This is a genomic window from Nitrospirillum viridazoti CBAmc, from assembly GCF_000730165.1.
GTDB lineage: Bacteria > Pseudomonadota > Alphaproteobacteria > Azospirillales > Azospirillaceae > Nitrospirillum > Nitrospirillum viridazoti.
Window position 1 is genome coordinate 1,913,166 of record NZ_CP022111.1, and the last position, 14,050, is coordinate 1,927,215.

Annotated in this window: 5 protein-coding genes; 3 read left to right on the forward strand and 2 right to left on the reverse strand. The window is 70.6% G+C overall.

Going from position 1 to position 14,050, the window contains the following annotated elements; translation table 11 throughout:
* Positions 1–3 precede the first annotated feature (3 nt).
* The gene (locus tag Y958_RS32060; RefSeq protein ID WP_186291397.1) at positions 4–144 is read right to left on the reverse strand and encodes a hypothetical protein; all 141 of its coding nucleotides are present in this window, start codon (positions 142–144) and stop codon (positions 4–6) included.
* A gap of 174 nt (positions 145–318) precedes the next feature.
* On the opposite strand from Y958_RS32060, the gene Y958_RS21695 reads away from it, so the two are divergent.
* The 3 genes from Y958_RS21695 to Y958_RS21705 all read left to right on the forward strand — a co-directional run bounded on the left by Y958_RS21695 (position 319) and on the right by Y958_RS21705 (position 5,436).
* Entirely contained in the window at positions 319–1,515 is a 1,197-nt protein-coding gene (locus tag Y958_RS21695) for a glycosyltransferase family protein (protein ID WP_088873916.1), read from the forward strand.
* 379 nt (positions 1,516–1,894) lie between these two features.
* Positions 1,895–4,228: a TonB-dependent receptor gene (locus Y958_RS21700; protein ID WP_088873917.1), complete on the forward strand. Its 2,334-nt coding sequence runs from the start codon at positions 1,895–1,897 to the stop codon at positions 4,226–4,228.
* Positions 4,229–4,293: 65 nt separating this feature from the next.
* Positions 4,294–5,436: a metallophosphoesterase family protein gene (locus Y958_RS21705; protein ID WP_088873918.1), complete on the forward strand. Its 1,143-nt coding sequence runs from the start codon at positions 4,294–4,296 to the stop codon at positions 5,434–5,436.
* Positions 5,437–5,444: 8 nt separating this feature from the next.
* On the opposite strand, the gene Y958_RS21710 is transcribed toward Y958_RS21705, so the two are convergent.
* A complete protein-coding gene (locus Y958_RS21710) occupies positions 5,445–13,973 on the reverse strand; it encodes a tetratricopeptide repeat protein (protein ID WP_088873919.1) in 8,529 nt (2,842 codons plus the stop codon).
* Positions 13,974–14,050: the final 77 nt, after the last annotated feature.

Consider the following 14,050-nt stretch of genomic DNA (forward strand, 5'->3'; position numbering starts at 1 on the left):
TCGTCAGACGGGTTGTAGGCGCTCCACCTCGGGGGTGGCCGTGGCCAGCACCCGCCAGCGGCTAGTGTGCGCGCTCAGCGCCAGCGGGGCGGCGGCCCCCAGCGGCAACAGCGACAGGGCCCGGCGGCGGCTCACCAAGGTCATGGACGATCATCCGGCGAGGGTTGGGGAGACCGTCCGTTACGCCATCCGCTTGAAAAGACGGCGACATATTGGTTAACGATTCATGACCATCTGGGCACCGACGTCCGATGCTGGCGTCACCAGCCCGGCTGGGGCACCTTAGGCGCCAAGGGCCGATGCCCCAGGAGAGAAGTCATGCGTATCGTTCTGTTCAAGGGCCAGTCGCAGTACGGCTCGCTTCGGCTGCATATCGACCAGCTGGCGGCGGCCCTCGCGGCCATGGGGCACGAGGCCATCGTGATCGACCTGCTGCTCCCCGATGGAATGGCGCGGCTGAACGCCGCACTCAGCCAGCCGGTGCAGTTCTTCTACTCCCTGAACGGCATGGGGGTGGATATGCGCGTCGGCGACCAGACGCTGTACGATGCAGTCGACAGCCTGTTCATCACCCTGCATGTCGACCATCCGGTGCATCTGTGGCCCCGGCTGGAGATCAAGATGGACCGGCGGCTTATCGTCAGCTTCCTCGACGAAAGCCATGTGAAGCTGGTGCGCGACAGCTTCCCCCCCGAACATTTCGCCGCGCTGTCGCTGATGCCGCCGGGCGCCAACACCAGCATTCCCCCAGCCATGCCGGACGAGGAAACGCTGTTCCAGGACTGGGCGGCGCGGCGCGACATCCCCCTGCTGTTCACCGGCACCTACCGGGGCACACCCCGGCGGGAATGGCACACCGCCGAGCGCAACTTCGTCACCACCCTGTTCGACGATGCCGCCGATCTGGCGCTGAGCCAGGACACGCTGTCGCTGGAGGACGCCATCGACCAGGTGGTGGCCGCCCGCGACACCAGCCTGACCCCCGCCAGCCGCACCCAGTTGATCCGCAAATCACGCGAGGTCTACCGCTATGTGGAAGCCTATCGCCGGCACCAGTTGCTGGTGACCCTGAACGCCGCCGGGGTGCCGCTGGTGGTCTATGGCAAAGGATGGGAGGACCGGCCCTTCCCCGCCTTCGATTGGCGGGGCGAAGGCAGCTTCGAGGAGACGCTGCGCCTGCTGCGCCGCACCCGCCTGGTACTGAACAGCAACAACAACTTCGTCGCGGGCGGGCACGAACGGGTGTTCGCGGCGCAGGTCAACGGCGCCGCTGTGGTGTCCGACATCAGCCGCTACTACGACCGCCACTACACCGACGGACGTGACATGCTGTTCTATCGCTGGACCGCCCTGGAAACCCTGCCCGGACGCATCGAGGCGGCACTGGCCGACCCGGCCGGCTTGGCGGCCGTGGCCCAGGCGGGCTTCCGCCAGGCCGCCGCGCACCATACCTGGGACGTCCGCGCCCGCCACATCCTGGATTTGTTCGCGGCCGTCAACATCCTGACCCGCTGAATCCCGATCCACTGAATCCTGATCCACCGACCGGGGTGGGGTCGGTGACCCGCTGCGTCATAGTGGCGCAGTGGGCCGGCCCGCGCGCCATGAAAATCATTATCAGTATAAGGCTGGCATCGCTCCTGGCGTTCATGTCAAACGATGATCGGCGTTAAGGCCGGATCAACAAGGACCAAGTGGTTCCGCCGGATTCCCGTGCCGATTGCGTCAAAACTAACAGAATGTTTAATTTATAACGTCGTCGTTAGTCGACCGAATCCCCAGACAATTTCTTTCCCAGTAATAATACCGAAATAAACAATCAACTAAAATTTAACGTGCACCCCCAAGGCGCGAAACCTAGTGAAGCGCCACGTTTTTCATGGGGAGCCGAAAAATGTTCAACAAAACAAGAAGCAGCCGCCGTTTCCTCCGCGCCGCCTTGTTGGCCGGCAGCGCCGTGGGCTTGGCCTGGACCGGCGGGGCCTGGGCTGCACCCGCCGCCGCCATGGACGCCGGCGCCAATGGGGACGCGGGCAGTGGGGGTACCGGCAGTGGGGACACAGGCGGGGGCGCCAGCCGGTCCACCGCCGGCACCGGCTCGGAAGGTGTGGACGTGGACACCATCCTGATCGAGGCGGAGCGCAACCGCGCCGCCGCCGAGGCGCCCGTGAAGGCATCGCTGGATCAGAACCAGCCGAAATCCTTCATCAGCCGCCGTTACATCGAGCAAGCGACGCCCGAGACCGGCGATTTCACCACCACCGTCCTGATCGCGCCCAGCATTGGTGGCATCGCCTCCAACGGCGGCGGCGTTGGCGAGACCAACAAGGTCACTCTGCGTGGCTTCGCCGACGGTCAGTTCAACCTGACCTATGACGGCATGGCCTTCGGCGACACCAACGATCCCACGCACCACCCCGCCTCGTACTTCCCGGCGTCCACCATCGGGTCGGCCGTCGTGGACCGCGGCCCGGGTGCGGCGGGCGACCTGGGCCAAGCCAACTTCGGCGGCGCCATCCATTATTTCTCACCCACCGTGGACGACAAGTTCGGCCTGTCGCAGAAGATTACCTTCGGCTCGTTCAACACCCAGAACTTCGTTTCCACCATCCAGACCGGCAAGCTGGACGAGCTGGGCGGCACCAAGATCCTGCTGAACTTCGATGAGCGGCAGTCGGACGGCGAGCTGAGCTTTTCCGGCGGCGACGCCCAGAACCAGCTGATCAAGATCCAGGTCCCCATCAGCGAGAAGTGGCAGGCGACGCTGTTCGCCACCCATAACCGTACCCACTTCTACCAGTCCGACGCCGGCCCCGGCGAAACCTGGGCCCAGGTCGTGGCCTACGGCAAGGACTTCGCGCTGAACGACAATCCCAAGGACGAGCATTACTACAAGTACAACCAGCAGCGTAAATCCAGCGACTTCGACTACATCAACCTGAAGGGCGATCTGGGCGACGGCTATAGCGTCGACAACGACGCCTATACCAATTTCTATTCCAACCAGACGGAATCGGTGAACGATGTCGCCGGCCTGGTGGGGGCGGTCAACACCTCCACCGTCGGCAACAAGAACCTGCCCAAGACCGACATCGGCGGCTACAGCAAGGGCAACCGCTACCGCGTCTTCGGCGACATCCTGCGCGGCAACAAGGACTGGACCTTCGGCACGCTGAAGGTGGGCGGTCTGGTGGAAACCTCCAGCACCGACCGGCACAACCTGCTGCAGGACCTGACGCAGGGCATCGACGACCTGAAGTATTCCAGCCTGACGGCCCCGGTGGTGAAGAACGTCTCCAACGTCAAGACGCTGGAGGACAGCTCGTGGTTCCAGTACCAGCTGTTCGCCGATTTTGAGCTGCGCCCCATCGAGCGGCTGACCATCACCCCGGGCGTCAAGTACGTCAACTTCGACCGCACCGTGGACGCCGCCATGGAGAACAGCGGCGTGACCAACTTCACCCGCGGGCCGCTGCACGGCGACAATGTCTATGACAAGACGCTGAAGTTCCTGACGGCCAACTACAAGATCACGCCGGATGTGGCGGTCTACGCCCAGTACGCCACCGGCTTCCTGATCCCGTCCCTGTCCACGCTGTATGTGAACAACCTGGACCTGAATGCCCTGAAGCCGCAGGAAACCACCAACTACCAGCTGGGTGCGGTGTGGAGCCGCGACAATGTCACGGTCGACGCCGATATCTACAGGATCGATGTCACCAACCTGTCGGTCGCCGACCCCACGGGCCAGTTCTACGTCAACGCCGGCAATGCCCGGTACAGCGGCGTGGAAGGCCAAGCGGCCTACAGCTTCGACAACGGCGTGACCTTCTTCGTCAACGGTTCGATCAACGCCGCCAAGGATCTGACGGCGCACCAGGGCCTGACCAAGGTGCCAAAGTGGACGGACGCCGTCGGCGTGCTGTTCAACCAGGGCCCCTGGCAGATGACGCTGAGCCGCAAGCAGGTGGGCCGCCAAGTCGTGGCCTATAACGGCAACACCGCCACCACCACCGCCGACGGCACCTTCCTGGCGCCGGGCCAGGCGTGGGAGATCCCCGAGTACACCACCACCGACGCCTCGATCTCCTACGATTTCGGCATGGTGCGGCTGAAGCTGGCGGCCTTCAACCTGGCCAACGACCGGGCCATCACCACCTATGGCGGCGGCCTCTACACCTTCCAGGCCGGGCGCCAGATCCAGGGCACCGTCCAGGTCAAATACTGAGCCTGGGCGCAACCGTCGGGGGCGGCCGCCTTGCCGCCCCCTTTCCCATTTTCAGGATTCCCCCAATGATCCGCCCCACCCGCCTGCTGGCGCTTGCCGGCGCCTGCCTGTCCTCTGCCCTGCCCGCCGCCCTGCCCGCCCGGGCGGCGCCCGCCGACGATCCGGTGGTCTTCCACTTCGCCACGGTGGGCGACAGCCGCCAGGATCCGGAGGATCCGCGCCTGACCGTGCATGATGCCCCGTTCCTGCAGGCGACGCGGCAGCTGGCCCGCATCAGCCGCGAGGTGCAGGCGGCCCACGCCCAGGCCTTCATCTTCCTGGGCGACATGGTCATGGGCTACACCCCCGACCGGCCCCTGCTGGACCGCGAATACGCCTATTGGCGGGGCATGATGGCCCCGCTGATGGAAACGGGCATCTACGTTCTGCCCGTGGCCGGCAACCATGAAACGGAAAGCAAGGTCAAGCAGCCCAACGGCAAGACCTTAAAGCTGGCCAACACCGCCAATGAGGATGCCTGGCGGGCGAACATGGGCGACCTGGTGCTGGACGTCCCGCTGTGGCAGCGCCTGACGGGCATGCCCGCCACCCATTGGTCGGTGGACAACACGCCGGCCATCGGCACCGATCGCATCACCAGCGACCAGCGCCAGCTGACCTACAGCTTCGACACCGGCCCGGTCCACATCGCCGTCATCAACACCGACCCCAGCGGCGCCGACGGCACGGCACCTGTCGCCTGGCTGGAGGCCGACCTGACGGCGGCCGAGGCGCGCGGCGCCACCCACATCTACATCTTCGGCCACAAGATGGCCTACAACTACGACTTCCCCGTGCCGAAGGACAAGGCGGGCAAAGCCGAGAAGGAAACCGGCCTGGAAACGGGCGGCGAGGCCATGCGCGACACCTTCTGGCAGATCGTGGAACGCCACCACGCGACATATTTCTGCGGGCATGAGCATATCTTCCACGCCTGGCAGCCGACCAAGGCGCAGGGTGGGCAGGCCTGGCAGGTGATTATCGGGTCCGGCGGGTCGCCCCTGGCGGCGGTCAAGGCGGGCGGCACGGGGGAGATGGACCGCCTGTACGCCTGGGCGGAAGTCTGGGCTTATCGCAGCGGCCGCACCCACGTCGCCATCCACGGCTTCGACGACGGCGACGCCGCCAGCCGCACCCTGGAGGAATGGGACATCCCCGCCGGACGCTGAATCCCCTTCTACCCCAACAAGCGCTGGAGTTGGATGGCCATGGCCTCCAGCGCCAGTTCGGGTTCCAGCCGGTATTTCTCCAGCGCGAACAGACGATGCGACGGGAACCAGGGGCGCACCGGGGTGCCCAGGGTCGTCCAGTCGCGCGAGGCGAAGCGCCAGCAGGGGGTGCCCACCGCCCCCGCCATTTCCCCCACCGCCGTGGCGGCGCCGATCACCAGGTCGCAGGCGGCCGTCAGCGCGGCGGCCGTTTCCAGATCGTCGCGCAGGTCGGCATCGGCGAAGCGATGGACCGTCAGGCCGTGGTCGCGCTTCAGCGCCGCGATCTCCTCCACCGCCGGCTGATAGTGCAGGCTGACCGCCATAACCCCCGGTAGGGACAGGATGGACCGCCACTGCGACAGCGTGGAATAGGCGCGCGAGCGTTCGGTGCTGAGCTGGCCGGAACGCCAGGCGATTCCCACCACCAGGGCGGGCCCGGCAGCCAGTTCCGCCAACCGGCCCCGCCAGTGGGCAACTCGCACGGGATCGGGCAGCAGATAGCCTGCCGCCGTCCCGTCGCGGGCAAAGTCCGCCAGCGTCGGCGCCAAAAGGGCCGCCAGGTCGCCCGCAGCCACCACGAAGTCGGCGCCCGCCGGCTCCAGCCCGGCCGCCCCCTGCCGGCGCGGCCGTGGCAGGAAGCGCAGGGTGGGGAAGCTGCGCTCCAGCAAACCGGCCAGGCGCGGATCGCATTCCACCAGGACGGCCGTGGCCCCCTGGTGTGCCGCCCGCGCGGCCAGGGCCGGATAGAGGCTGGCGAACAGCAGCTCATCCCCCAACCCCTGTTCGTGGCACACCCGCAGGCTGCGGCCGGCCAGGCTTTCCCCGCGCCAGGCCGGCCGGTCGAAGCGGGGGGCACCGCCCCTGTCCTCGGCCGCGAAGCGCCAGGCATAGCCCTGCCAGCCCCGGTCCAGGACGCCCAGTTGCAGATCGACCAGGCCGCGGTTGAAGCGCGCCGTTGCCAGGGCCGGGTCCAGCTCGGTGGCCCGGGCATAGCTGTCGCCGGCGGCGGCATAGCGGCCGGCATCGTTCAGGCAGCGGCCCCGGTTGTTCCACGCCGTCGCCTGATCGGGCGCCAGGGCCACGGCACGCTCCAGCCAGGGCGGTCCGGCGAAGATGTCGCCGGCGCGGCGCAGGGCCTCGCCCAGACCGCAGAGGGCGTCGATGACCACGGGATCCTGAGTGTCCGGCACCTCCCGCGGCAACAAGGCGCCACCCAGCGCCCGGCGGAAGGCGTCGATGGCCGCCAATGGGCGGTCCAACGCCAGCAGGGCCGTCCCCAGGTTGGACGCGGCCGCCGCCAGGTCCGGCGCCAACTCCAGGGCCCGTTCCTGGCACGCCGCCGCCTCCGTCGCGCGCGCCTGGGCCAGCAGGGCGTTGCCCAGGTTGGTCAGCACGTCCGGCCGGTCCGGCTCCGCGTCCAGCGCCAGGCGGTAATGGCCCTCAGCCTCCGCCGCGCGACCCAGGGTCTGCAGCACGTTACCCAAGTTGGACTGGGCGGCGGCATAGCCGGGCGCCACCTCGACGGCTCGACGCAGGAAGGGCAGCCCCGCCTCCGCCCGGCCCAGCTGCGCCAGGGCCAAGCCCAGGAGATGCAGGGCCACCGGCTGGTCTGGCTGGCGGTCCAGCACGGCGCGATAGGACGCCAGGGCGCCGGCGGCGTCGCCGGCCTGATGGCGCACGGCAGCGGCGGCCAGCAGGCCGTCCACATCGGAAGATGGCGGTTGCGGGGGTACGGATGCCCCACCGCGTAGCCGATCCACGGCAGCCACCACGGTCGTCACCGCATCGGCGGCGCGGCCGTCGGCCGGGGCCGGCACCACCGCCATGGCGGCGAACCAGGGCCGCACGGCGGTGCCCAGCATGGACCAGTCCATGCGCGTTCCCACCCGCCAGACCGGCACCCCCAAGGCGCCCGCCAGTTCCCCGACGGAGGTGGGGGCGGTGATCACCAAATCCAGGCAGGCGGTCAGGGCGCCCGCCGCCTCCAGATCTTGGCGCAGGTCGGTGTCGGCCCAGCGGTGCAGGGTGACGCCCAGGGCGGCCTCCACCGCCCGCACCTCCTCCTCGACCTCGCCGTATTGCAGCATCACCGGAATGACTCCCGGCAAGCGCAGCAGGGGCGCCCAGTCGGCCAGGCGGGTGTAGGCGCTGTCCCGGTCCAGGTCGCGCACCATGCTTTGCCAGCACAGGCCCACGCGCAGGCCCGGCCCCAGCGCGTCCATCCGCGCCCGCCAGGAGGCCAGGCGCGCCGGATCGGGCGCCAGGTAGGCCGGCCCCGTGAAGGCGCCCAGGCCGCCGCGCAGCACCTGGGGCAGGCTGCCGGCAGGGATGTGCAGGTCGGCGCCGGCGGCAGCGGCGGTGATGAAGTCCGGCGCCACCGTCACTTGGTCGCTCCCCGGGACCACGAAGGCGCGGGTGAAATAGCCGGCCAGCCGGGCGTCGCATTCCAGGACGAAGCTGGCCTCGGGATGGGCGGCGATCAGGTCCCGGTACAGGCTGGCGAACAGCAGCTCGTCGCCCAGGCCCTGTTCCCGCCACACCAGCAGGCGGCGCCCACCCAGCGCCTCCCCCTGCCAACGGGCCTGGGGGAAGCGACGATGGGGCAGGGCCTGGCCGGCGTCGAAGCGGGCCTGGTAGCCGGACCAGCCAGCCGCGAGCCGCCCTTCAGCCAGGTCCAGGATGGCCAGATTGTAGCGCGCGGGCGCGAAATCCGGCCGCAGGGCAAGGGCCCGCTGGAAGCCCGAGCGGGCCCGGCTCTGGGTCTGGCGAATGGCATCCCGCGTGGGGCCACGCTCGCCCAGCCAGGTCAGGGCCAGGTTGTTGGCGGCCTCGACGTAGGTGGGGTCCAGGGCCAGGGCCCGTTCGTGGCAGGCCCGCGCCTGGCCCCACATCTCCTCCGTCCCCAGGGCCAGGCCCAGATTGGTCAGGGTGTAGGGCGTCTCCTCCGCCGCCACGGCGGCCTGGGCGGCGGCCAGGCCTTCCGCCGTGCGCCGCAGGCCGGCCAGGGCGCGGGCCTGTTCCACCAGGGCCTTGGCATACCCTGGGCGCAGCGCCAGGGCGCGGCCCGTCGCCGCCAACGCCGCATCCCAGACACGTAGCTCGACATGGACCCCGGCCAGGTTGCCCCAGGCCTCGACATAGTCCGGCATCAGTTCCGTGGCGCGGCTGAAGGCGGCCAGGGCGCCAGGCAAATCGCCGGCGGCTCGCAGGGCGCCGCCCAGGCTGTTGTGCGCCTGGGCGAAGGTGGGGTCCGCCGCGACCGCGCGGCGCAGCAGGCCGGCCCCTTCATCCACCCGGCCATCCTGCACCATCACCACGCCCAGCAGGTGCAGGGCGTCGACATCCCCGGGCGCCCGCGCCAGCACGGACCGGTAGATCGCCTCCGCCGCTGCCAGGTCGCCGGCGCGATGGGCGGCCATGCCCGCCTCCACCGTGGCTGGGTCATCCATCGGCGGGGCGGCCGCCGCCGCCCTCAGGCGCAGCAGGGCCTGGCGCATGGCCGGGACGACCACCTCCGGTGGACCCCAGCCGGAAAACCATTGGCGCTGTGCCGGGAACCAGGGCCGCGCGCCGGTGCCCAGGGACGCCCAGGCAGGCATGTGCTGGAACCGCCAGGTGGGCACGCCCAGGGCCGCCGACAGCTCCCCCACCGCCGTGCCGGCCGACACCACCAGGTCCAGCCCCGCCATCAGCGCCGCGACCCCTTCCTGGTCGTCGCGCAGGTCCAGGTCATCCCACAGATGCAGGGTCACGCCGGTGGCGGCGGGGACCTCGGCCATCTCCGCCGCAGCGTCGCCGGCGCGAGCGTCGTACTGCAACACCACGAAACGGACATCCGGCACGGTCAGCAGCGGCACCATCTGCATCAGGGTCAGGTACAGGTTCTGCCGCCCCAGGCCGCGCAGGCCGCTGCGCCAGCACAAGCCGACCTTGAGACCGGGACCGAGGGCGTCGAGGCGGCCGCGCCAGAACGCCGCCCGCTGCGGATCGGGACGCAGCCAGGGCGGCGGCTCCGCCGGAAAGTCCCCGAGGGAGCGGCGCAGCAGGGCCGGCAGGCCGCCCATGGGCACATGCATGTCGGCGTCGCGCGGTGTGTCGGTGCGGCCGCGCACCACCAGGTCCAGGCCCGCCGGCACCTGAGGCTCCAGCGCCCGGGACAGCAGGCCGGCCAGCCGGGCGTCCACCTCCACCACCAGGCGGCGGCAGCCCCGCGCGCCCAGCCAGCGCAGCAGGCCGGGCAGGCAGCTGGCGAACAGGATTTCATCGCCCAGACCCTGTTCGCCCCATACCAGCAAGGCACGGTTCCGCACGTCGCCACCGGTCCAGGCCGGCAGCACCAGGTCCCGCCGGGCCGTACTGTCGGGCACGGCGAAGCGGGCGGGATAATCGTGCCAGCCGGCCTCCAGGTCGCCCAGCTCCAGCGCCAGCATGGACAGGTTCACCCGGGCCTTGGCCCAGCCGGGCCGTAGCGCCAGCGCGCGGCGGTAATGGTCGCGCGCCTCCTCCACCAGGCGCAGGTCGATCAGGGCCCGGCCCAGGTTGAGATGGGTGTCGGCGTCATCGGGCTGCTGCGTCAGCACGGCGCGCAGATGGGCGGCAGCGGTTTCCGGTTGGCCCAGCAGCAGGCGCAGGTTGGCCAGGCCGCTCAGCGCCGCCGCCGACGCCGGCTCGATCGCCAATGCCCGGTGAAAGGCCTCAAGCGCCGCGTCCGGCTGGTTCAGCCGGGTCAGGGCGACACCGAGGTTGACCCAGCCGCCGACCCAGCCGGGATCGGCCTCCGTCGCCCGGCGCTGGGCCTCGGCCGCCGCCTCGTCATTCCCCAGCGCCGTCAACGTCAGGCCACGGTTGGCGTGCAGGGCGGCGCGATCCGGCGCCAGCTGCACGGCCCGGTCGTGGCAGCGCAGGGCGTCCGGCCCCTGGCCCAAGCCCTGCAGGGCCAGGCCCAGGCCGGACAGCGCCTCGGCATTGTCGGCGCGCAGGCGCAGCAGTTGGCGGTAACGGTCCGCCGCCGCCGCCCAGCGTTCCTCCCGCCGCAGCAGGCCGGCCAGCGCCGCCAGGGCGCCGGCATGGCCGGCGTCCGCCGCCTGGCCCAACCGCTCCACAGCCAGGTCCACCCGGCCCGCGTCGCGCGCCGCCAGGCCGTCGGCGTACAGTGTGTCGGGTGACGGTGCCGCGGGCGACGACACGGGATCCTCGGCGGCAGCGGTACGGGCCAGGCCGGCCAGCCGCCAGGCGAGGTGCGGCAGCACCATGCCGATGACCTCGCCCTCGGGCGGGAAGAAGGGTTGTTGCGCGGGGAACCAGGGCCGCGCCCCGCTGCCCAGCCGGGTCCATTCGAAGGTGGCGCCCAGTCGCCAACACGGCACCCCCAGGGCGCCGGCCAGTTCCGACACGGCGGTGCCGGCCGTCACCACCAGATCCAGGCCGCTGATCAGGGCCGCGACACCGTCCAAATCATCGCGCAAATCCAGGTCGGGCCAGCGGTGGATGCGGATGCCCAGGCGCGCCTCGGCCGCCACCAGCTCGGGCTCCGCCGCCGCGCCGTCATACTGCAGGCTGACAAAGTGCACATGCGGCAGCCGCAGCAGCGGGTCCCACTCATCCAGCTGCGGGTACAGCAACCGGCCGCGTTCCTCGGTCCGCAGGCCGCTGCGCCAGCACAAACCCACCTTGAGGCCCCGGCCCAACGCCGCCAGACGGGTGGCCCACAGTGCCGCCAGCGCGGGGTCGGCCGTGAGGTAGGCCGTCGGGGCCCCGGCGAAGCTGGCCAGGTCCGGCCGCAGCAGGGCCGGCAGGTCCCCTGCCGATAGGGCGGCGTCGGGGGCCGGGGCGCCGCCACCGTCCAGCACGCGGCCCGCCGGCGCGATGACGGCGCCGGGAAAGGCGCGGGCGAACAGCGTGGCCAGACGCGGGTCGCAATCGATGGCCAGCCGGCCCACCTGTTCCGCCAGATCGCGGTAGAGGCTGGGGAACAGCAATTCATCCCCCAGGCCCTGTTCGCGCCGCACCAGCAGGGTGCGTCCCGCCAAATCCTGCCCCCGCCACGGCGGCGCCGGCAGCGGACCCGCCGCACCGCCCAGGTCGCGGCGGGCATAGCCCTGCCAGCCCGCCGCCAGGTCCCCTTGCGCCAGGCGGGCCAAGCCCAGGTTGAATTGGATCAGCGGATCAGCGGCGTCCAGCGCCCCGGCCGCGGCCAGGTGGCGCGTTCCGTCCACCAGGCGGCCTTGCGCCACCAGGGCGGTACCCAGGTTGCCGTGCGCATGCGCCATCCCCGGCGCCAGGGCCACCGCCCGGCGGGCCAGGGATTCCGCCTGCCACGGGGCCCCCAGCGCCGTCATCGTGCCCGCCAGGTTGACCAGCGTTTCCGCCCGGTCGGGCGCCAGCCGCAGGGCGTGCAGCAGCACCGCCTCCGCCCCCGCCAAGTCGCCCCGGTCCCGCAGCAGCGCCCCCAGGTTGGACGCCGCCGCCGCCAGGGCCGGGTCCTGCGCCAACGCCCGCCGGTAGGCGGCCTCCGCCTCGGCCAGGCGGCCCAGCTGGCGCAGGACGTTGCCCAGGTTGTTGGCCGGCATGGCCGATTGCTCTGGCGGCAGCAGGGCCAGGGCCTGGACGATGGCCGGCACCGCCCCGGCGGCGTCGCCCGCATGGAAGCGCGCCAGTCCCAGCAGGTGCAGCGCCTGCCCCCGGGCGGCCGGCGCCAATTCGCCCCATGCGATCAGCGCGTCCAGGGCGGCCACCGCCTCCGTCGCGCGGCCGGCCGTCAGCAGATCATAGGCCTGGGCCAGGGTCGGCAAGTCGGGGGGGCGGGACATTGCCCGGGGCGCTGGCCCACGGTCATTTGTTTCGATATCGAAATCAGCAAGCCCCAGCAGGGCTGTACGCACCTGGTCCAGGGCATCGGCCACCGTCTCGGCCGGGAAGATGCGCATGGCCGGGTACCAGGGCCGCACCCGGGTCCCGAGCATGGACCAGTCGCCCGGCAATTCCATGCGCCAGATGGGTACGCCCAGGGCACCCGCCAGCTCACCCACCGAGGTGGGGGCGGTGATCACCATGTCGAGAGCGGAGATCAGGGCGGCCACACCCTCGATATCATTGCGCTGGTCCAGGTCGGTGAAGCGATGCGGCAGGCGTAGCCCCTGTTCCGCCGCCGTCCGCCGCTCCGCCGTGACGTCGCTGTATTGCAGATCCACCCAGGTGATGCCCGGCAGGGACAGCAGCGGCGCCCACCGCGTCAGCCCGAGGTAATTGGGATCGCGGTGCGGTGCCTTGATGCCGGAGGTCCAGCACATGCCAATTTTCACCCCCGGGCCCAGGTCGGCCAGGCGTTGGCGCCAGTGCGCCACCGCCTGGGGGTCGGCCGCCAGCCAGCCGCCGCCCCGCCCTGCATAATCGCGCAGGCGGGCACCGAACAGGGCGGGCAAGCCGCCGGCGGGCAGGTGCACGTCGAAATCGTTGCCGCCCAGCGGCTCGGGCCGCAGTTCCACCCGACCGGCCAGATCCGGCACCTCGCGCCGCAGGTAGCGCGACATGAGGCCGATCAGCCTGGGCTCCGTCAGGATGACGACACTGCCGCCGGCAGCCCCCCCTAGCGCCGCGCGCAGGGCCGGGACATAGAGGGGTGAGAACATGAACTCATCGCCCAGCCCCTGTTCCCGCCATATCATGAGACGGCGCCCGTCCAAGGGACCACCCGCCCACTGGGGACGGTCGGCATACCGCCACGGCTGGATATTTCCGGTAGCGAAACGACTGCCATAATCGGCCCAGCCACCCGACAGCTGGCCCATCGCCAGCCGCACATAGGAGCGGTTGTAGCGCAGCGCCGGATCCTGGGGGTCCAGGGCCAGCGCCCGGGTGAAGGCGGCCTCCGCCCCCGGCAGGTCACCCAGGACCTGAAGCGCGTTGGCCAGCGACATCAGGCCCCGGGGGTTGGCCGGCTCCAGCGCCAGCAGGCGCCGGGCCATGATCGCCGCGCCCTCGCCATCATAGAGCTGGCGCATCAGATCGCCCAGGTTCAGCAGGGCGGGGACATGGGTGGGGGCGATATCCAGCAGGCTGTGATAGGCGGCCATGGCCGCCGGATAGTCCTTCAGCTCTGAATAGGCCAAGCCCAGGGACATCCAGGCGGAAACGCTGCGGGGAAACAGGCGCAGGGTGTGCCGCAGCAGGGGCACCGCCGCCGCCGCGTCCCCCTGTTGCACCTGCAGCAGGCCCAGGTTTTCCAGCGAGCCTTGGTCATCGGGCCGCACGGCCAGCGCCCGTTCCAGCAAGGCGCGCCCCTCGGCCGAGCGCCCCTGCTGATGGCAGGCCACGCCGCAGAGGTTCAGCGCATCGGCCTGGGCCGGATCCAGTGCCAGGATACTGCGGTACAGCGTCTCCGCCCCCGCGAGATCGCCCGCGCGGTGCCGGTCCATGGCCTGGGCCAGCAAGCCGGCGATCTGCCCGCCAGCCTGCCGGTCGCCCTTCGCCCCCGTGCCGGCGCCGCCATGGACCATTCATCACCTGTCAGGAACATTGTTCGGAGGTTCAACCACCGTTTCGCCGCCAACGGAAGGCCCACCCCGTGTAACCA